We start from the raw sequence: 19,941 nt of genomic DNA, 5'->3' as shown, positions 1-19,941 counted from the left end.
TTTTGCGTTTCCAAACCCTCGAGGGCGTGCGCCCTCAGGCAGGCTGCGCCATTGCCTCCTGCTGCCGTCGCAGTGCCTGGCGGTCGATCTTGCCGGTCGAAGTACGCGGCAGGGTATCGACCGGCACGAAGCGCTCGGGCACCATGTAGTTGGGCAGGAAGGCAAGGCAGTGGCGCTTCAGCGTGCGTGCGTCCGGCACCTCGCGGTGCGCGATGAAGCAGGCGGCCAGCGTGCGGTTGCCGTCGGCGTCGAGCTCGTCGATCACCGCCACCTCGCTGATGGCGTCGTGGCGCAGCAAGGCCTCCTCGACCTCGCCGATATTGACGCGGAAGCCGCGGATCTTCACCTGGGCGTCGCGCCTTCCGACATAGTGAAGCGTGCCTCCCTCGCCGATGCGCACCAGATCGCCGGTGCGGTAGAGCGGATCGGGGTAGAGATCGTGGCGCGGGTCCTGGACGAACTTCGCCGCCGTCATCGCGGGATCGCCCCAATACCCCCTGGCCAGCGTCGGCCCGCGGGCGCACAGCTCGCCGACCGCGCCTTGCGCCGACAGCACCTCCCCCTCCTCGCCCAGCACCAGGACCTCCATGTGCGCGCAGGGCACGCCGATGGGCAGCGGCCCGTCATCCGGCAGCCCGGTCAGCGTGTGGCAGGTGACGTCGTTGATCTCCGTCGCGCCGTAGATGTTGTGGTAGCGCGCATTCGGCAGGCGGCTCATCAGCTCGCGCAGCTCCGCCGGCGGATAGGGCTCGCCGGCAAAGAAGATCAGCCGCAGCTGGTCGTATTCCGGACCCGGATCGCCGAGCTGGCGGGTAATCATCCGCAGCACGGAAGGCACGGACTGCCACACCGTCACGCGGCTTTCGGCGATGAAGCGCACCAGGTCCGTCGCCATGAAGGAAATGCCCTGCGGCACTAGGTGCACACAGGCCCCGTGCGCCAGCGTCGTCCACACATCGAACAGCGACAGGTCGAAATGCAGCGGCGAATGCGAGGCGACCCGGTCCTGCGCGTGAAGCGCGAAATACTCGCCCGCCCAGTCTGAGAAGGCGACGATGGCCCGGTGGCTGATCATCACGCCCTTGGGCTTTCCGGTCGAGCCGGAGGTGTAGAGGATATAGGCGAGGTCCTCGTCGATCACCTGCGAGGGCGGCGGCGCGGCCGCTTCACCCCTCGCCTTATCCTTCGTCTCATCCTGGGGCTCCAGCATCACCGGGGCGATGCCGCGCGCCTCCGCCGACAGCGCCAGCGGCACGCCGCCCGTCACCAGCACCGGCGGCAGCTCGCACCCCTCGGCCGCCAGCGCCTCCAGCCGCTTCGCCTTGTTGGCGGAGGAGACGAGCATCGACGGCTCGCAATCCTTCAGGATGGCGGCAAGGCGCGGCGCCGGGCCGGTCGGATCAAGCGGCACGCAGATCGCGTCCGCCATCATCACGCCGAGCAGCGTGCCGACCGCCTCCGGCGACTTGTCGAGATAGACCGCGACCCGGTCGTCGCGGCGCACACCGCCGGCGCGCAGGGCGCCGGCAACGCGGGCGGCGAAGTCCTGCAGCTCCGCCCGCGTCCATGTCGTGCCCTCGAAGGCGATGGCGGCAGCCTCCGGCGCGTGCCGTGCCAGAGCCTGAAGCATTCGCGGAATGATGCGCGCCATCGTCGTCTCCCGATTTTCTAAATGTCGTACCGGCCCATCAGCCAGGCGAAATACTGGAAGCGGTTGCCGAGGAAGCGCTCGGCCTTGCCCCACATCTCGTCGTCGGTGATGTCGCTCGGATACTTGCGCCCGACCGCGCTGTGCTCGAACAGCGGCCGCAGCAGGGTCAGCGCCAGGATGTAGAAGAGGTCGTGGTCCATCTTGTAGGACTTGCGCCGGTCCCCGTCCCAGCCGCCGAGAATGTCGTCCCGGTGCTTGGTCAGCAGCGCCAGATGCGGAATGAAGTAGCCCCACAGGCGGCGGGAGATGGTGCGGATCTCGGCCTCCGGCACGTCCGGGAAATAGCCGGCGATCTTCGCGGCGATCGGGTCGAACTCCATCAGGTTGTCGATGGTGTACTTGCCGAGCGCGGTCGGGTAGCCGAGCTTGCCGACCATCCGGTAGATGGCGCTGGCCAGGTCGCGCCAGGACTGCATCGCCTTTGCCGTCGGCGGCAGGTGGTTGATGTCCTGCACGGAATCGAGGTCGATCAGGAAGAGCCGCTTGCTCTCGACCGAATAGACGAAATTGCCCCAGTCGCCGGAGTAGCGGTAGAGCTCGGCGAGCGAGAAGTCGTGCAGCAGCTTGCCGGCCTCGCGGGCGAGCTTGCAGATCACCGTCAGGCGGACGCGCTCGTCGTCCGGGTCGCCCTCGACGCCGAGCGCCTCGCGGATGCCGTCGTAATGGGCGTCGAAGGCGGGATCGCTGCCGCGCACCATGCCGGCACCGAACAGGATCTCCGAGATGCGGTAGGAGGCGGAGCCGGGCGAGAGCGTCAGCACCGCGCCCATCGGCTGGCCCTGGAAGGACAGGTTGCCGCCATACTCGATCACCGCCAGCGGCGCGATGGTCGGCACGCCGTGGCGCACCAGCCGCTCGGCCGACCAGAACTCGCGATGGGCGCGCTCGTGGACGATGCCGCCGATGGGGCTCGGCGAGCTGTAGGCGTACTTGTACTCGCCCTCGTTCGAGATGCCGAAATGCGGATAGGTGACGAGATATTCCAGGAGGTCCGTCAGCGGCGGCACCGGGTCGTTGCCGGCATCGTCATGCAGCTTGTTGGAATATTCCGCATCGCCCGGCAGGATCGGGTTCCACAGGCCGACGCCCTTGAGCTTGGCCGCGTGGAAGGTGACCGAGGGGTCGTCCTTCAGCGCGATGGGCTCGTTCAGGCTTTCCCAGGAGCCGCGGCCGCGCCGGGTGAAGGTCGGCACATGGCCGTTCCAGCTGGCGATGTCGAGCAGGCGCTGGAACTCGCCGTCCGAAATGGTCAGGCCGTCGAACTGGTGGGTGATCCGGTAGTCCAGCTTCTGGTGAGCGTTGATGTTCATCGAGTAGCGTCCTGAATGGTAAGAAAACTGCTGGTCGGGCGTGGGTCAGGCATAGGTGCGGGCGCCGAAGATGGCCGAGCCGACGCGTACGCTGGTCGCGCCGTAGATCACCGCCTTCTCGTAGTCGCCGGACATGCCCATGGACCGGCGCGCAAGGCCCGCCTTGTCGGCGAGCGCGGCCAGCAGCTCGAAATGCGGCGCGGGATCCTCGCCTGCCGGCGGGATGCACATCAGCCCCTCGATGGTCAGCCCGTGCACATCCCGGCAGCGCTCGACAAAGGCGATGGCCTCGTCCGGATCGATGCCGGCCTTCTGCGGCTCGCGCCCCGTATTCACCTGCACATAGAGGCGCGGGCTGCGGCCCTGGCGGGCGATCTCGCGGGAGATCTCGGCGGCGATCTTCTCCCGGTCGACGGACTCAATCACGTCGAACAGGGCGACCGCATCCCTCGCCTTGTTGGACTGCAGCGGCCCGAGCAGGCGCAGCTCGATGTCGGGATACTCGGCCTTCAGCGCCGGCCACTTCTCCTGCGCCTCCTGCACCTTGTTCTCGCCGAACACGCGGGCCCCTGCGGCGATCACCGGGCGGATCGCATCCGCATCGAAGGTCTTGGAGACGGCGACCAGCGTCACCGGGCCGGGATTGCCCTCGCGCACCTCTTCCGCCGCCGCGATCTTCTGCAGGACTGCGGTCAGCCGCTCCACCGATTGATCCTTGGTCATGGTCTTCACTCTCTGTGTGACGTTGGTCGAAAAGGAAGCCGCCTACATGCCCACGCCGAACATGCGCGGCACCAGGAGGGTGATGGCCGGGAACAGCGCGCACAGCACCACGATCACCACATGGGCGAAGGCGAAGGGCAGCGACTCGCGCACCGCGCTTTCGTATGGGGCGTTGGCTATTCGCGCGGCGGTCATCAGGGTCAGGCCGACCGGCGGCGTGATGTTGCCGAGGTTGAGCGCCAGCAGCATCACCATGCCCGCATGCAGCGGGTGGAAGCCGAGTTCGACCAGGGCGGGTGCCAGCACCGGCACGGCGATGATGATGGCCGGCAGCACGTCGATGAACATGCCGATGACGATGAGCAGCGCGGCGACCGCCAGGATCTGCACCACCGGATTGTCGCTCATGGTGGCGATGGTCTCGGCCGCATGACGGGCGATGCCGGAGCGGGTGACGAACCAGCCGAGCACGTTGGACGCGCCGAGCAGCAGGAACACCACGCCGCTGAAGCTGACCGTGGAGACCAGCGATTCCCACAGGTCGTGCCGGCTGAGCCGGCGATAGGCGAAGCCGCCGAGCACCAGGGCATAGATGCAGGCGATCACCGAGGCCTCGGTCACCGTGGTCAGGCCGGTCAGCACACCGCCGAGAATGACCAGCGGAATGCCCATCGCCGCCAGCGCGCTGATGCCGGTGGAGACGATCACCGAGAGCATCACCCGCTGGTGGCCGGCATAGCCGCGCCGCCACGAGATGATGCCGCTGACCACCAGCATGGCGAGGCCCATCATAAGCCCCGGCACAATGCCGGCGGCGAACAGGCCGAGGATCGAGGTGTCCCGCAGGGTCGCCGCATAGGCGATCATGATGATGCTGGGCGGGATGATCGGCCCGACGATGGCCGAACAGGCTGTAACGGCAGCGCAATAAGCCGCGCTGTAGCCCTCCTTGCGCATGGAGGGGATCAGCGTGCGCCCGATGGCCGCCGTCTCGGTCACCGCCGCGCCGGTCAGCCCGGCGAACAGCAGGCAGGTGGTGACATTGACATGCGACAGCGCCCCCGGCACCCGGCCGAACAGCGAGCTGGCAAAGGCGATCAGCCGCTCGGTCAGCCCGGCGCGGTTCATGATCTCGGCGGTGATGATGAAATAGGGCACGGCGATCAGCACGTAGCCCGATACGCCGGAATAGAAGCGGTCGGCAAGAATGCCGAGGAAATCCGCCCCGCCGATGGAATAGGCGCCGACCATGCCGGCGGCTGTCAGCACCAGGCCGAGCGGCAGGCCGATGAACATCAGCACGATGAAGGCGACGGAGGCGCTCATCCCGCGACCTCCGCAATGCGCCGCGCGGTCGCTGTGCCGGCTTCGCGCGCGCCGGCGTCGTCCGGCTCGCCCGCACCGGTCGGCGGCCCGTCGCCGAACTCCAGCTCCGCCTCCGCCGCCTCGACCTCCTCGGCTGCCGCGCTGATCGCGCCGCGCTCTTCCAGCAGCGCCATCCCGTCGACGAGGTGCAGGCACAGGATCGCGCCCGCCACCGGCACGGAGGCCGCCGTCCAGTGGTGCGTCACCTGCAGGCTGGGCGAGATGATGTAGAGGTTGCTGGCCTCGCGGAAGAAGCCGAACCCGTACCACACCAGAGCCAGGGCGAAGAGGCCGATGGCGGCCAGGTTCACCGCCTGCGCCAGCCGCGCGGCCCAGCGGGGCAGCCGCCGCGCCACGGCAAGAATGGCGATATGCTCGCCATACTTGAACGCGACGGTGATGCTGAGCATGCCGAGCCAGGGCAGGAACAGGCGGAACAGCGAGGGACGGGTGTTGGCATAGGCGAAGGCCAGCGGCCCGCTGTCGAACAGGTCCGCCCTGTCGAAGCGCCCCGCCAGCGCCAAGCCGAGTTCCAGCATGATGCCGGCCGCCGAGACGAGCAGCATCACGGCAAGCAGAACCGCGCAGACGAGGATGGTGGCGCGGTTGACCATGTCACTGGCCCGGCGCAGGGCGCCAAGAAGCGCTCCCGGCCCAATGGTGGAAGTCATGCTCATCGGTTCGGTCCCGGTCGGCGGAGGCGATGTCCAGAGCGGCGCTTGCGCGTCCGCGAAAGGCAGGCGGCGGCCGGACACGCCCCGTCGCCGCCTGCCAGCCGCGTCAGTCGAGATAAAGCTCGACGGCGGAACGGTTCAGCTCGTTATGGATGCGCGAGACTTCGGCGCGCAGATCGTCGTAGAGCGAGGCCTTCTCCCCGAACTCCTTCACCAGCCACTCGCGATAGAGAGGCTGCGAGATGTCGCGCATTCGCTGCTTCTCGGCATCGGAGAGGATGTGGCACTGCTCGAACTTCTTGCAGGAGTTCACCCAGCCGATGACGGTGATCTGCGCGGCGATGCCATGCGCCATCGCCACCGCCTCGCGGGCCGAGGTCACGATGATCTTCTTGTAGTCGTCGGGCAGCTGCGAGAACCAGGCCTCGCTGACGCTCCAGGTGATGGTGTTGTAGACATGGCCGCTCCAGGTGGTGAAGTCGGTCACGTCCGAGAACTTGAAGATGTCGTTGACGCCGGGCGCATGGAAATGGCCGTCGACGAGGCCGGTCGCCAGACCGGTCTGCAACTCGCCCCAGGGCAGCGTCGTCGGCGAGGCGCCGAGCGCGCTCATGATCGTCATGTGCGCCTGGTTTTCCTCGATGCGGATGCGCAGGCCCTTGAGGTCCTCGACCTTGGTGATCAGCCGCTTGTTGTTGGCGAAGGCGACGAAGCCGCCGCCATCGTCCAGCGTGCCGAGGTAGCGCAACCCGCTTTCCTGCACCATCGGCTTCATGAACCTGGCGAACCACGGGCTGTCGAAGAAGGTCCAGGCCGTCCGGTAGTCGGGGAACAGGAACGGCGAGGTGATCATCTCGTAATTGCGGAAGAAGGAGGCCTGCGTGCCGGAGCCCAGCATGACCGACTGGACGGTCTTGCCGGCGCGGGCCTGCTGGGCGGCCTCAACTTCGCCGCCGAGCGCGCCGTTGCCGAAGATCTGCACGTCGATGTCGCCGCCCGTGGCGCTCTCGACCAGTTGCTCGAAATGCTTGAGGGCCGGCGCGGTCTCGTTGTTGGCAAGGTCGTCCGGATAGAGATGGGCAATCGTCATCGTATAGCTGGCGGCCTCCGCCGGAGCCATCCAGCCCGGAGCGAGCCCCAGCGCCATGGCTCCGGCCAGGAACAGCATGCGCCCTCGCCCCCGCCGGCCAGCGCCTACAGCTCCTCTTGCCGCACGGACGGAAACCGCCGACCCCGCCGCCACGTTACTTACATCAAGGAAGCAACAACAACACTCATCGGCCGACATCATTCCCCTCCTCAAGCGAATATTATTCTATTCGATTGTAAGATGAGGATATGAAGCGGGCCCGACCCGGTCTAATTCTATTTTTCTATTTCTTGTGACTGTTGAAACACGAAACCACAAGCCGGCAAAGCGAGCAGGCAAACGCCAGCGGCCGGGATCTTCCGACCCCGGCTGACACGCTGGCATCCTCGCCCAGAGACGGCTGGTCCGGTTGCCGGCCGCCCTGCCTTCCCCGTTCGCCCCCTTTGAAGTCGGGCGCAGCTGGCCCGGGTTGGCGGCTCGGCTCGGTGGCCCGTTTCAGATGTTCGTTTGGCGGCCCGGTTTGAGGGGCCGGTCTCATCGGTTCGGCCAGGTGGCCGGATTTCGGCGCAGCGCGGCTTGCGCGCCGCAGGCCGAGACCGCGAAGCCGGGCCGCGGGACCGGGCACCGATGCCCCGTCCTGACGCCCGGAAAGCCTGCCCGTCCAGCCTCCGGCACCATCCCCCCATCAACCGGAGGTGCGGATGCCGGACGGACAGCCTCCTAGAGCGGGCCGCGTTCCGGTCAGATCGTCATTCCGCTCTATCCGTTTTCGTTGCCGCCCTGGGCTGCGACGGGGCGGATCCGGTCCGCCCCGAAGCTTGCCGAGGCTCCGTCAGCCCGTCACCGCGCCCTTGTTGGCGGGCAGCGCGAGCTGGGCGAACTTGCCGAGAACGCCGTTGCGGTAGCGCGGCTCCGGCTGGCGCCAGTTGGCGCGGCGCCGGGCCAGTTCCTCGTCGTCCACCTCCAGCTGCAGCAGCTGGCGCGAGGCGTCGATGGTGATCGTGTCGCCTTCCTCGACGAGCGCGATGGTGCCGCCCTCATAGGCCTCCGGCGTGACGTGGCCAACCAGCATGCCCCACGAGCCGCCCGAGAAACGGCCGTCGGTGATCAGGCCGACATCGGCGCCGAGACCGCGGCCGATGATCGCCGAGGTCGGGGCCAGCATCTCCGGCATGCCCGGTCCGCCGCGCGGGCCGAGATAGCGCAGCACCAGCACATCGCCGGGGCGGATGCGGTCGGAGAGGATCGCGTCCATCGCCGACTGCTCGTCGTCGAAGACGCGCGCCGGGCCGGTGATCGAGGTCGACTTCAGGCCGGTGATCTTGGCCACCGCGCCGTCCTCGGCCAGGTTGCCGCGAAGGATCGCAAGGTGGCCTTCCGGATAGAGTGCGCCCTCGATCGGCCGGATGACGTCCTGGTCGGCGGGCGGGGCATCCGGCACATGGGCCAGTTCCTCGGCCAGGGTGCGGCCGGTGATGGTCATGCAGTCGCCGTGCAGCAGGCCGGCATTCAGCAGGATCTTGAGGATCTGCGGCACGCCGCCCGCCTTGTGCAGGTCGACCGCCATGTACTTGCCGGACGGCTTGAGATCGCAGATCACCGGAACCTTGCGGCGGATCCGCTCGAAATCGTCGAGCGTCCACTCGACCTCGGCCGCGTGGCAGATGGCCAGGTAGTGCAGCACCGCGTTGGTGGAGCCGCCGGTCGCCATCACCAGGGTGATCGCGTTCTCGACGCTCTTGCGGGTGACGATGTCACGCGGCTTCAGGCCCTTCTTCACCGCCTCGACGAGAACGCGGGCGGACTCGGCCGTGGAGTCGAACTTCTCCTGGTCGATATTGGCCATGGTCGAGGAGTAGAGCAGCGCCATGCCGAGCGCCTCGAAGGAGGAGCTCATGGTGTTGGCGGTGTACATGCCCCCGCATGCGCCGGTCGTCGGGCAGGCGTTGCGCTCGATGCCCTCGAAGTCCTCTTCGCTCATGCGGCCGGCCTTGATCGCGCCGACAGCCTCGAAGGCGGAGATGACCGACAGGTCCTGCCCCTTCCACTTGCCCGGCTTGATGGTGCCGCCATAAACGTAGATCGCCGGGACGTTGGCGCGGACGATGCCGATCATGCCGCCGGGCTTGTTCTTGTCGCAGCCGCCCAGCACCAGCACGCCGTCCATCCACTGGCCCTGCACCGTCATCTCGACGCAGTCGGCGATGACCTCGCGCGAGATCAGCGAGTACTTCATGCCTTCCGTGCCCATCGACATGCCGTCGGAAATGGTGGGCACGCCGAAGATCTGCGGGTTGGCGCCCGCCTCCTTGATCGCCTTCACCGCCACATCGGCGAGCGGCTGGAGACCGGCGTTGCAGGGCGTGATCGTCGAATGCCCGTTGGCAATGCCGATCATCGGGTTGTCGAAATCTTCCTTGGTGTAGCCGAGGCCATAGAACATGGCCCTGTTCGGCGAACGCTCGACCCCTTGCGAAATCGTCTTCGAACGCTCGTTGTATGGCACCCGCAGTCCTCCCTGGAAACGCGCGCGGCGCCGGTCCGCCGCTTCTCCGGCCCGTCGTGCAGGCCGCCTCCCGATCCGGACGGACACGGCCGGCCTGTCCACGGCTCGCGGAGCAGGTCGAGAGAGCGGCGCAACCGCCTAAAATCCCTCGCTGTTTCGCGTCTGCGGAAGGTGTGCCCGTCAGCTTTCCGGCGACCGTATCGCCTCGCCTTTCATTTCAGAAATATATTTGTCATGCGGTATTAAGTCGTTTTTCGACCTAATCGCGGACGCGGGACGGCGCCCGGACATGCGCCCGAACGAGCGGGCCGGACAGTGGCGCCAGCCTCCCGAGCCGGCGCCAACCTTCGTGTTTGCGTTCGAGTGTGCGGGAGGGACGTTTCCCGTGTCAGTCCAGCCGGCCGGCGTGGCCGTGGCTGTTCAGGTCGTGGCGGGCATGCACCATCGCCGCCTCGGGCAGGCCGACGCCCGGCGCTCCTCCGCCCAGCCCGTCGCCGCGGCCATTGCCCCGGCCCTCGCCCGCGCTGCCGTCGTCGTCGGACACGGGCTCGCCCAGGCTGCGGGCGATCTCCACCAGGCGCAGCACCGTCGGCGAGGGATCTTCCTTGCGCCAGACGAGGCCGGTCTCGATCGTCGGCGGCTTGCCTTCCAGGCCGACATACCGCACCCCCATGCGCCCCAGCCGGCGCAGCGAGCCGGGCACCAGCGCAAAGCCCATCCCGGCCGAGACCAGGCTGATGATGGTCTGCATCTGGATCGCTTCCTGGCCGATGACGGGCTCGATGCCGTTCGCGGCGAAATAGGTGGTGATGATGTCGTGGAAGGCCGGCGCGGAGCGCCGCGGGAACAGAACCAGGGGTTCCTCGGCAACGTCCTGGATCTTCAGCCGGCCGTTGACGATCTCCACACGCCCTGCCCGCACCCACTCTTCCGGCACCGCCGCCACCAGCGGCTCATGCAGCAACGGCAGATAGGACAGCGAGGTGTGCAGGGTCTGGTGCAGCGGAATGATCAGCCCGGCATTGATGTCCCCCTGCATCAACGCCTCGACCTGCAGGTCGCTGGTCATCTCCTTCAGCGTCACCTTCACCTCCGGAAAGGTGGCGCCGTAGTGGCTGATCAGCTCCGGCAGCAGATTGTAGTCCGCCGTCGTGACGAAACCGAGCTTGAGCGAGCCGATCTCGCCCCGGGAAAGCTGGCGCGCCAGCGCCGGCAGCGCTTCGACCTCCTGCAGCAGCTTGCTCACGTGGGACAGAAGGTGCTCGCCGACAGGCGTCAGCGCGACATTTCGTTTCGTCCGCTTGAACAGCGTGACGGACAGTTCCTCCTCCAATGCCAGAATGGCCTGACTGAGCGGAGGTTGCGTCATACAGAGGCGTTCGGCAGCCCTGCCGAAATGCAACTCTTCCGCAACCGTTACAAAGAACTTGAGCCTTCTCAGATTCATTGTTTGCCTTCTGCTCCCTAGGATTGGCCGATTTTTGCTGTCCCCAAAAATTCGAACGCAAACCTTTATATGGCAAAAATATATATTTCTCGACACGAACGGAAAGTTGTATTCTGGTTGTAATTAAAATTAGTTTCTCGTTTCAGGAGTCCATGCAATAAACAAAATCGGATTCCAATGCAGAGAACACGAAAACGGGAGGAAATTATGGCATATGTATTTCGTCTTAATGGCGAGAAGCATTCCGATCTGAGCCACATCAAAGAATAACCCTCTCCACAAGATCACTGTCACTATTATCAATGAAGTTTTCGCCATGGGGAAAAGTCGGCCCCAGGCAACGGCGGAGGCGTGCCTCCAACCCTGTCCGTAGGCCGTAACCCGCAAGGCGAAACTGCCCCCGCCATCCAACCACCTGCCGGACCTCCGCGCAAATGCCGAGACGGCACTCCGGCCGGGGACCAGACCTTCGGCGTGCATGCCCGCCCGCCAGATCCCAGTGGAACACGAGGAGCGCAGATGGACTTCAGCTTCACTCCCGAGCAGGAGGCCTTCAAGGAGAAGGTCGTCCGCTTCGCCAAGGACGAGCTCAACGAGGGCGACCTCAAGCAGCGCGATGCCGAGTGCATCCTGTCCCGCGACCTGTGGCGCAAGATCGCCGGCTTCGGCATCCTCGGCCTTCCCTTCGAGAAGGCCTATGGCGGCGCCGAACAGGACATCATCACCACGGTGCTGGCCATGGAGGCGCTCGGCTACGGCTGCCGCGACAACGGCCTGCTGTTCAGCATGAACGGCCAGATGTGGACCGTGCAGATGCCGATCGCCCAGTTCGGCACGCCGGAGCAGAAGGACAAGTACCTGCGCGGGCTGATTGCCGGCGACCTGATCGGCGCCCACGGCATCACCGAGGCCGAGGCCGGCTCCGACGTGATGAGCCTCGGCACCACCGCCACCCGCGACGGCGACCACTACGTGCTCAACGGCGCCAAGGTGTTCTGCACCAACGGACCCGTCGCGGATGTCTTCGTCATCTTCGCCACGGTCGACAAGAGCGCCGGCTCGCTCGGCCTCACCGGCTTCATCGTCGACCGCGACACGCCGGGCCTGACCATCAGCGCGAACCGCCGCAAGATGGGCCTGCGCACCTCGCCGATGGCCTGGCTGACGCTGGAGGACTGCCGCGTGCCGGTCACCGCGCGCATCGGCAAGGAGGGCCAGGGCGGGCGCATCTTCAACAACTCGATGGAGTGGGAGCGCAGTTCGATCCTGGCCAACCTGGTCGGCGCAATGGAACACCAGGTGGAGCAGTGCGTCGCCCACGCCAACAAGCGCACCCAGTTCCGCAAGCCGATCGGCAAGTTCCAGTCGGTGTCCAACCGCATCGTCGACATGAAGCTGCGGCACGAGACCTCGCGGCTGCTGCTCTACAAGGTCGCCTGGCTGAAGAAGACCAAGGGCAGCTGCCCGATGGAGGCCGCGCTCGCCAAGCTCTACTTGAGCGAGGCCTGGGTCGCCTCGTGCCAGAACTCGGTCGTGATCCATGGCGGCTACGGCTACATGGCCGACTACGAGGTGGAGCGCGACTTCCGCGACGCGGTCGGCAGCCTGCTCTATTCCGGCACGTCCGACATCCAGCGCACCATCGCCGCCCGCGCCCTCGGTCTGTAGCGCCCGCGCCCGGCCTTGCTTGCGTCCGGCGCCCCGCCGGACGCATCCCGATAACAGACTCTGATATTTCTACGAATACCTCTGCGTAAAATTCATATCAATCGATAGATATTCAGTCAGACAGGCGATATTGACTTGCCGCAATTGGGCAATAAGCTGTTTAAATTGGATAAATTTCCAACAACAACAAAAATATACACTCATTCACCGTGCGAATGACAGGGAGCGAGAGGGACTCCCTCAGCGCCCGAACGGACTGCAACGGTCCGGCGTCCCCATGCGGGGAGCCGCGACAGCCTGATGGAGGAGAAGGCCCGTGACTGCACCCGACCTGATGAGCGTACAGAAGAACCTGCTCGCCTACCTGATGGAAAACTCCGGCGTGAACGTTTCGGGCGGCATCGACCCGGAAGAGAACCTGCTGGACAGCGGCATTCTCGACTCCCTCGGCATCGCCGAGGTCACCGAATACATGGAAAAGGAATTCGGCATCGCCATCGACGAGGACGAGATCACCTCGCAGAACTACAAGACGCTGAACGCGCTCTCCGGTTTCTGTCACAGCAAGATCACGTCAGCGGCGGCGTAAGGGCCCAGCCCTTCGTCCGTCCTGGTACCCGAGGGATGGCGACACCATGACACGCATCAAGGCCGACCTGATCCTGGTCCACGCACCGGCGATCTTCGACTTCCGCAACCGGGACGACTTCGTTCTCGGCTGGTATTCCAGCCAGGAGAGCAGCAACGTCACCCCGATCTTCGAGATGCACCCGCTCGGCTTCCTGTCGATCAAGAGCTTCCTTGCCGAGCGCGGGCTGGACGTGAAGATCGTCAACCTGGCGTCGCTGATGCTGAAGCACCCCACGCTCGACGTGGAGAAGCTGTTCCAGTATCTCGACGCCCCCGCCTTCGGCATCGACCTGCACTGGCTGCCCCACTGCCAGGGCTCCATCGAAGTCGCCGGGGTGCTGAAGAAGGTGCACCCCGACAGCTTCGTCGTCTTCGGCGGCATCGTCTCCACCTACTATGCCCGCGAGATGATGCAGTACCCGCAGATCGACGGCGTCATCCGCGGCTACGACACGCTGGAGCCGCTGGCCGATCTCGTCGGGCAGCTCAAGCGCGGCGTACGCGGGCGCCTCGACGTCCAGAACATGGTCTACAAGGACAAGGGGGAAGTCGTCGACAACGGCCATACCTACACGCCCGACGTGCTCAACGACGTGGCGATCGACTGGTCGAAGATGTTCCCCAAGACCGACAACCTGCTGAACATGCCGAACCTGATGGTGCTGCCGAACACCGGCTGCCAGCAGAGCTGCGGCTGGTGCTCGGGCTCGCGCTGGGCCTATCAGCGGATGATGAACGTGGAGAAGAAGACCGTCTTCCACCGCCGCTCGGAGCAGCTGGCGCGGGAGATCACCACCTTCCCCAAGACCGAGTCCCCGCTCAGCGTCTACACGCTGCAGGCCTACTCGGAATCCGCCCCGCGCCTGCTCTCCTACCTGGAGGCGGTCAACGACAGCGGCGTCGTCAGTTCGGTCTCCTTCGAGCAGTTCCGCCTGACCAAGCCGTCCGTGCTCAAGCAGATGGCCGAGGTCGCGCCCAACCTCGACATCTACATCAACCTGTCGCCGCAATCGCACGACGTGGAGATCAGCCGGCTCAGCGGGCGCGGCACCTATACCAACGAGGAGATGGAGGACTGGATCGCCGCCGCGCTCGATGTCGGCATCAAGGGCTTCTACCTCTGGTACACGATCGGCATGCCGAAGCAGACCCATGCCTCGGTAATGGAGACGGTCGCCTATTCGCGCCGGCTGATGCAGCGCTTCCCGAACGACAAGGTGATCCCGACGATCTTCGGCATGGTGCCGTTCCTCGATCCGGGCTGCCAGTGGTTCGAGCAGCCGGAGGAGCACGGCTACACGGTGTTCCACCGCGATCTTGAGTCCCATCGCAAGTCGCTCACCCAGCCGCGCTGGCGCGACGCGATGAACTACGAGACCAAGTGGATGAAGCGCGACGAGTTCCTGCCCAGCATGTACGAGGCCATGCAGGTCATGGCCAACGACAAGGCGGAGTTCGGCCGCATCACCAAGCGCTCGATCAAGATCGTCAACGACCGCATCGACCACCTGCGCTACCTCACGGGCTCCGTCGACCGGGCCTATGAGCTCGACGGCGGGCTGTCCGCCTCGCTGCGCCAGGAGATCGGCCGGCACAACGACGAGATCCTCTCCTACGCGGCCGATGTCGCGCTGGTGAAGAAGCCTCTGTCGGGCCGCTGGTACGACGACCACACGGTGCCGGCGGACATCATCGAGGCCTGCACCGGGGCGGCACGGGCCGCCTGAGCGGCTCGGCACCCCACTGGTTCGCCCTCGCCCTGCTTGAGCTTGCCCGCTGGCCGTCACGGCTGGCGGGCGAGCAGGCAGGCCGGGCGGCGCGCACCCTTCTCCCAGCCAGGAGCCGGATCCCATGACCCGCGAAAGCGCCAGAGACAGCGTTACGGAACCCGTCGGCCTGCTTGCGGCCGCCCATTACCTGCCCGAGCGCACCAACACGCTCGACGAGATCATTGCCCGCGAGACGGGCCCGGTCGATGTCACCGCCGCCGCGCGGCTCGGCGTCGACAGCGTTCATGTCTTCGAGGGCGAAAGCCCCACCGACATGGCCGTTGCGGTATCGCGCAAGGTGCTGGAGACCGCCGGCCTTACCCCGCTCGACCTCGATGCGATCATCGACTTCTCGATGATGCCGCAGCGCTATGTCGAGCCGGCCTGGTCGATGAGCAACGAGCTGCAGGCCGAACTCGGCGCCAAGCGCGCCTTCACCCTCGGCTATAGCGGCGGCCATTCGTCGAACCTGCATGCGGCGATCAAGTTCGCCCGCGCGCTGATCCTCGCCAACGACGATGTGCACCGGGTGCTGCTGGTGGCCTCCGATCAGGCAATATCCGGCAACCGGGTGATCGCCGGCAAGGACGCCCCGCTCACCGTGCTGGGGGATGGGGCCAGCGCCGTCATCGTGGCGCGCGGCGCGGGCCGCGCCCGGATCCTGGGCACCGCCATGCGCTCGACCGGCGCGCTGCACGACGTGCTGAACATTCCCGGCGGCGGCATGAAGCACCCGACCCGGCTCGACCTCTACCGGCTGACGCTGGACGCGGCCAAGCACGCGCGCGCCGACCGCACCAACGAGCTCAAGGGACTGGTCGACAAACTGCTCGCCCGGCACGGGCTGTCGGGGAGCGACATCGGCCGCACCATCACCGCCAACATCTCCGCCTCGGACGCACAGGCGGTCGGCGACGGCCTCGGCGCCGGCGAGCGGCTGGTGCCGGCGGGCTTTGCCTCGCGCGGGCACCTGCATGCCTCGGACCTCGTACTCAACATGCTGGAACTGGAGGAAGAGGCGCCGCCCGCCGGCACCCATGTCCTGCTGGCCACCCATGGCCACGGCTTTCTCTACGGCGCCACCTTGCTGAAATACTGACAAGGGAGATCCAGATGGACCACGTCGGCATCCTTTCCGAAGCCTTCTACCTTCCGCCCGACAAGAAGCTGGTGGCGGACGTGTTCCGCGACGAGGACGTGCCCTTCGGCACCTTGTCGAAGAACATCGACTTCCAGCGCGACATCGGCATCCATGACATCCATGTCACCGACGAGCTGCCCTCGGTGCTGGCCATCGCCGCCGCGCGCCGCGCCCTCGACCAGGCCGGCGTCGCGCCCGGCGAGGTGGACCTCGTCGTCGACTTCACCTCGATCCCGGAAGACTATGTCGGGCCGACCTGGTCGGCCGCCGGTCTCGTGCAGCAGGAACTGGGGCTGGACAATGCCTTCGCCACCGCCGTCAACACCGGCGGCTGCGCCAGCTACCATCTGGCGCTGAAGACCGTCGTCTCCCTGATGCTGGCCGACGACGACGTGTCGACGGCGCTGCTCTTTGCCGGCGACCGCACGCCGGATCTCAACAAGACCTACTACCCGATCACCGTGGCGAGCGACGGCGGCAGCGCCCTGGTGCTGCGCAAGAATGCGACCCGCGCGCGCATCCTTGGCGTGGAGACCATCTCCATCGGCCGGCTGCACGATGTGTGGTACGTGCCCGGCCTGCAGAACCGCCAGCCGAACGAGGAAGTCACCGAGCGGCTGCTGCACATGTACGCCAAGATGGACAAGTTCAACGAGGGCGTCATCCCGATCAATTTCCGCATGTTCGGCAAGGTGATGACCCAGCTGCTCGACAAGCTGAACCTCGGCTTCGACGACGTCGACTATTACGTCTATCCGACCTTCTCGACCTGGGATCAGGCCTATTTCATGAAGAAGTTCGGCCTGCCGCCGGAGAAGGTCTACACCAGCGCGCTCAAGCATCGCGGCCATGTCCAGGAAAGCGACATGGTCATCAACTATGCCGAGGCGGTGGAGCAGAACCTGATCCGCACCGGCGACAAGGTGATGGTCGTCTCCAATGGTGCGGGCTTCGCCTGGTCGGCGGCCCTCATCCACCATTGAGCGCGGCCGCCGTCCCCTCGCGGGACGAACTTGTGGTGCAGCGCCAGGGCCGCGCCGGACGGATCACTCTGAACCGTCCGCGCGCCCTCAACATGCTGAGCGAGGCGATGCTTGCCGGCATCGCCTTGGCGCTCGAGGACTGGCGCTGCGATCCGACCACCGAACTCGTCGTCCTAGATGCGGTTGGCGGGCGGGCCTTTTGCGCCGGCGGCGACATTGCCGCCGTGCATGGCCGGGTCGCCCAGGGCGATGTGGAGGGCGCGCGCGGCCACTGCCTTGCCGAATATCGTCTCGACCTCACCCTTGCGCGCTACCCGAAGCCCGTCGTCGCGCTGATCGACGGCGTTGCCATGGGCGGCGGCCTCGGGCTTGCGCTGCATGCAAGCCATCCCGTCGCCAGCGAGCGGGCGAGCTTCGCCATGCCGGAATGCGGCATCGGCTGGATCCCCGATTCCGGCGCCTCGCATCTTCTCTCCGGCCTCCCCGCTCCGCTTGCCGCCTTCATCGCGCTCACCGGCGAGAAGCTCGGCGCGGATGCGGCCGCCGCGCTCGGTCTCGTGCGCTACCGGGTCGCCTCGCAGCAGATGCCGGAGCTTGTCCAGGCGCTCGGCGAAAAGGGCATTGCCGCCCTGCCGGAGCCCGTGCCGGCCGGGTCGGGCGTCCCCCGACTTCCCGGCGTCCCTCCTGAACTGGAGCGAGCCTTCGCCGCCCCCGATGTGCCGCAGATCCTCGCGCGGCTGGAAGCCGGCGGCGAGCCCTGCGCGCGTGCAGCCCGCGCGCTTGGGAAGGCATCGCCCCTTGCGCTTGCGCTGACGCTGGAGGTGCTTGCGTGCGCCCGCCGGCAGCAGAGCCTGGAGGCCGCGCTCGGCCTCGAATATGCCGTGGTTTCCCGGCTGCTGACCCACCCGGATTTCACTGAAGGGATCCGTGCGGCGATGATCGACCGCGACCGCCGTCCTGCCTGGTCGCACACGCATGCGCGCCGCTTTCAGGCGGTGGACCTTGCGCCGTTCCTCCCCCCGCCCGGCACGGTCCTGCCACCGCTCGGGACGTCCGGGAACCTCAGTCGCAAAGGCACCTGAACCCAGCGGAATTATATATTTCCCCCGCTTCCGGGGCGCCTTTAGATTTTCCCGTGCAAGGCGGAAAAAAGATCAATAACGATGCGGGGTTGCACCCGGATCGCCATCGTTTGCGCGCAGGGCTTGCGGGAGGAGAACCGCCCCTTTCCCGCCTTGCAGTCGTTTCACGGCACACCGCCGTCGGAGGCCTCGTCAACCGGCGACGGCTTCCGCAAACGCATTCGGGAAACAGACAATGACCTCAGTCCAATCGACACCACGTTCCTCGCTGATGGACAACTGGCCGACGCTCGCGGTCGCCGCGCTCGGCTCGTTCCTCGTCATTCTCGACGTGACGGTGGTCGCCATCGCGCTGCCGTCCATCGAGCGGGAGCTGAAGGCGAGCTTCGCCGAGCTTCAGTGGATCATCAACGCCTACAACATCGCCTATACCTCGGTGCTGATCGCCGTCGGCGCGATTGCCGACTGGTTCGGCCGCAGGCGGGTGATGGTGATCGGCCTCGCGCTGTTCGGCGTCACCTCGCTGATCGTCGGCCTCGCCGACACGCCGACGGCCCTGATCTGGGGCCGCGTCGCGCAAGGGCTCTCGGCCTCCGCCATGCTGATCCTCGGCGTCGCGCTGATCTCCAACGCCTTCCAGGGCTCCGACCGGGCCCAGGCCTTCGCGCTGTGGGGCGTGTCGATCGGGTGCGGCGCGGCCTTCGGACCGATCGTCGGCGGCATCCTCGTCGACCTGCTCAGCTGGCGCTGGATCTTCCTGCTCAACGTGCCGATCGTCGCGCTGCTGATCACGCTGTGCTACTGGCGCGTGGAAGAATCCTCCGACGACAATGCGGGCGGCCTGGACTGGCCGGGCATCCTCACCTTCACCGGCGCGCTGGGCTGCCTGTCCTATGCGGTGATCGAGGGCGGCGAACGCGGCTGGGGCAGCGACACCATCCTGGCGGCCATTGCCGGCGCCGTGGTGCTGTTCCTGCTGTTCGTGTGGATCGAGACCAGCGTCAGGAAGCCGGCCTTCGACCTGCGCCTGTTCCGCATTCCCACCTTCACCGGCGTGCAGCTGGTCTGCGTGCTCAACAGCATCACCTTCTGGGTCATGCTGGTCTACCTGCCGATCTACTTCCAGGTGGTGCATGAAATGTCCGCGTCCTCGGCCGGCCTGATGCTGCTGCCGATGACCATCCCCCTGCTGCTCGTCGCCCCGCTCGGCGCACGGCTCGCCTCGCCCGAGCGTCTCGGCGTGCGCGGTCTCATCGCCTTCGGCTGCGCGCTGGTCGCCGTCGGCTTCCTGTGGCTCGCCATCGCTCCGCCGGCCGAGGTGGTCGTGTGGGTGGTCGCCTTCCTGCTGTTGGGCCTCGGCACCGGCCTCATCAACGGCGAGCTCTCCAACGTCGCCACCGCCGTCGTCCCGCCGGAAAAGGCGGGCGTCGCCTCGGGCGTCAACATCACCTTCCGCCACGGCTCCTTCACCCTGTCGATCTCGGTGTTCGGCGCCATCCTGCTGTCCAGCATCACGCTGCAGCTCGGCGGCTCGGGCGATCTGGCGACCGCGCTCGGCGAAGGCCTGACCAATACGGCGAACTTCATCGCCCGCGGCGACTTCGCCGGTGCCGTTGCCAGCGCACCGATCGACGTCCAGCCGGCCGTCACCGAATTCGGCCAGGCGAGCTTCGCCTCCGCCTTCTCGGTGCTGATGTGGATCGTCGCCCTGCTTTCGGTTCTTGCCATCGTCATCTCTGGTCTGATGATCCGGCGGCGCGACCTGCTCTCGGGCCCGGAGGCCCAGGCAGCCGCGGCGGCGGGCGAGTAACCGGAAGACCGGCCGCCGCATCAGCGGAATCC

At 66.5% G+C, this 19,941-nt stretch carries 15 protein-coding genes; 7 read left to right on the top strand and 8 right to left on the bottom strand.

Translation table 11 applies throughout. The features are described from left to right. Positions 1 to 34: 34 nt before the first annotated feature. From H7H34_RS09080 to H7H34_RS09045, 8 genes are all read right to left on the bottom strand, one after another. On the bottom strand, positions 35 to 1,651 hold the full coding sequence (locus tag H7H34_RS09080; RefSeq protein WP_185925001.1) for an amino acid adenylation domain-containing protein: 1,617 nt from the start codon (positions 1,649 to 1,651) through the stop codon (positions 35 to 37). 17 nt (positions 1,652 to 1,668) lie between these two features. Continuing rightward, positions 1,669 to 3,021, bottom strand: coding sequence for an SET domain-containing protein (locus tag H7H34_RS09075; protein ID WP_185925000.1), 1,353 nt, complete (start codon positions 3,019 to 3,021; stop codon positions 1,669 to 1,671). Between the two features lie 45 nt (positions 3,022 to 3,066). Next, positions 3,067 to 3,744, bottom strand: a complete 678-nt coding sequence (locus H7H34_RS09070) for a YggS family pyridoxal phosphate-dependent enzyme (RefSeq protein ID WP_185924999.1) — start codon at positions 3,742 to 3,744, stop codon at positions 3,067 to 3,069. 42 nt (positions 3,745 to 3,786) lie between these two features. Beyond that, complete coding sequence (locus tag H7H34_RS09065; protein WP_120268172.1) at positions 3,787 to 5,070, bottom strand: TRAP transporter large permease; 1,284 nt, start codon at positions 5,068 to 5,070, stop codon at positions 3,787 to 3,789. Next, entirely contained in the window at positions 5,067 to 5,786 is a 720-nt protein-coding gene (locus tag H7H34_RS09060) for a TRAP transporter small permease (RefSeq protein WP_185924998.1), read from the bottom strand. The genes H7H34_RS09065 and H7H34_RS09060 overlap by 4 nt, the downstream gene beginning before the upstream one ends. A 103-nt stretch (positions 5,787 to 5,889) precedes the next feature. Then, complete coding sequence (gene dctP, locus H7H34_RS09055; RefSeq protein WP_185924997.1) at positions 5,890 to 6,951, bottom strand: TRAP transporter substrate-binding protein DctP; 1,062 nt, start codon at positions 6,949 to 6,951, stop codon at positions 5,890 to 5,892. 754 nt (positions 6,952 to 7,705) lie between these two features. Then, a complete protein-coding gene (gene ilvD, locus H7H34_RS09050; protein ID WP_185924996.1) occupies positions 7,706 to 9,379 on the bottom strand; it encodes a dihydroxy-acid dehydratase in 1,674 nt (557 codons plus the stop codon). Positions 9,380 to 9,767: 388 nt separating this feature from the next. Next, positions 9,768 to 10,826, bottom strand: coding sequence for a LysR family transcriptional regulator (locus H7H34_RS09045; RefSeq protein ID WP_120268176.1), 1,059 nt, complete (start codon positions 10,824 to 10,826; stop codon positions 9,768 to 9,770). A 519-nt stretch (positions 10,827 to 11,345) separates the two neighbouring features. On the opposite strand from H7H34_RS09045, the gene H7H34_RS09040 reads away from it, so the two are divergent. The 7 genes from H7H34_RS09040 to H7H34_RS09010 all read left to right on the top strand — a co-directional run bounded on the left by H7H34_RS09040 (position 11,346) and on the right by H7H34_RS09010 (position 19,909). Next, the gene (locus H7H34_RS09040) at positions 11,346 to 12,494 is read left to right on the top strand and encodes an acyl-CoA dehydrogenase family protein (RefSeq protein ID WP_120268177.1); all 1,149 of its coding nucleotides are present in this window, start codon (positions 11,346 to 11,348) and stop codon (positions 12,492 to 12,494) included. Between the two features lie 316 nt (positions 12,495 to 12,810). Then, a complete protein-coding gene (locus H7H34_RS09035) occupies positions 12,811 to 13,083 on the top strand; it encodes an acyl carrier protein (RefSeq protein WP_147421839.1) in 273 nt (90 codons plus the stop codon). A gap of 46 nt (positions 13,084 to 13,129) precedes the next feature. Further along, positions 13,130 to 14,851 (top strand): cobalamin-dependent protein, encoded by a 1,722-nt coding sequence (locus H7H34_RS09030; RefSeq protein WP_185924995.1) that lies wholly within the window; start codon positions 13,130 to 13,132, stop codon positions 14,849 to 14,851. Between the two features lie 124 nt (positions 14,852 to 14,975). Beyond that, complete coding sequence (locus H7H34_RS09025) at positions 14,976 to 15,992, top strand: 3-oxoacyl-ACP synthase III family protein (protein ID WP_185924994.1); 1,017 nt, start codon at positions 14,976 to 14,978, stop codon at positions 15,990 to 15,992. Between the two features lie 14 nt (positions 15,993 to 16,006). Beyond that, a complete protein-coding gene (locus H7H34_RS09020) occupies positions 16,007 to 17,017 on the top strand; it encodes a 3-oxoacyl-[acyl-carrier-protein] synthase III C-terminal domain-containing protein (RefSeq protein ID WP_185924993.1) in 1,011 nt (336 codons plus the stop codon). Next, positions 17,014 to 18,099, top strand: a complete 1,086-nt coding sequence (locus tag H7H34_RS09015) for an enoyl-CoA hydratase/isomerase family protein (protein ID WP_245165017.1) — start codon at positions 17,014 to 17,016, stop codon at positions 18,097 to 18,099. Before H7H34_RS09020 ends, H7H34_RS09015 begins: the two co-directional genes overlap by 4 nt. A 235-nt stretch (positions 18,100 to 18,334) precedes the next feature. After that, on the top strand, positions 18,335 to 19,909 hold the full coding sequence (locus H7H34_RS09010) for an MFS transporter (protein ID WP_185924991.1): 1,575 nt from the start codon (positions 18,335 to 18,337) through the stop codon (positions 19,907 to 19,909). The last annotated feature ends 32 nt before the right edge of the window (positions 19,910 to 19,941 follow it).

This window comes from Stappia sp. 28M-7 (assembly GCF_014252955.1).
Lineage (GTDB): Bacteria > Pseudomonadota > Alphaproteobacteria > Rhizobiales > Stappiaceae > Stappia.
This window is presented reverse-complemented; position numbering and strand designations above follow the sequence as displayed.

What these genes read in the sequence shown, in the direction of transcription:
- H7H34_RS09080 (WP_185925001.1), bottom strand. Translation starts at nt 1,651, where the DNA reads ATGGCGCGCATCATTCCGCGAATGCTTCAGGCTCTGGCACGGCACGCG.
- H7H34_RS09075 (WP_185925000.1), bottom strand. Translation starts at nt 3,021, where the DNA reads ATGAACATCAACGCTCACCAGAAGCTGGACTACCGGATCACCCACCAG.
- H7H34_RS09070 (WP_185924999.1), bottom strand. Translation starts at nt 3,744, where the DNA reads ATGACCAAGGATCAATCGGTGGAGCGGCTGACCGCAGTCCTGCAGAAG.
- H7H34_RS09065 (WP_120268172.1), bottom strand. Translation starts at nt 5,070, where the DNA reads ATGAGCGCCTCCGTCGCCTTCATCGTGCTGATGTTCATCGGCCTGCCG.
- H7H34_RS09060 (WP_185924998.1), bottom strand. Translation starts at nt 5,786, where the DNA reads ATGAGCATGACTTCCACCATTGGGCCGGGAGCGCTTCTTGGCGCCCTG.
- dctP (WP_185924997.1), bottom strand. Translation starts at nt 6,951, where the DNA reads ATGCTGTTCCTGGCCGGAGCCATGGCGCTGGGGCTCGCTCCGGGCTGG.
- H7H34_RS09045 (WP_120268176.1), bottom strand. Translation starts at nt 10,826, where the DNA reads ATGAATCTGAGAAGGCTCAAGTTCTTTGTAACGGTTGCGGAAGAGTTG.
- H7H34_RS09040 (WP_120268177.1), top strand. Translation starts at nt 11,346, where the DNA reads ATGGACTTCAGCTTCACTCCCGAGCAGGAGGCCTTCAAGGAGAAGGTC.
- H7H34_RS09030 (WP_185924995.1), top strand. Translation starts at nt 13,130, where the DNA reads ATGACACGCATCAAGGCCGACCTGATCCTGGTCCACGCACCGGCGATC.
- H7H34_RS09025 (WP_185924994.1), top strand. Translation starts at nt 14,976, where the DNA reads ATGACCCGCGAAAGCGCCAGAGACAGCGTTACGGAACCCGTCGGCCTG.
- H7H34_RS09020 (WP_185924993.1), top strand. Translation starts at nt 16,007, where the DNA reads ATGGACCACGTCGGCATCCTTTCCGAAGCCTTCTACCTTCCGCCCGAC.
- H7H34_RS09010 (WP_185924991.1), top strand. Translation starts at nt 18,335, where the DNA reads ATGACCTCAGTCCAATCGACACCACGTTCCTCGCTGATGGACAACTGG.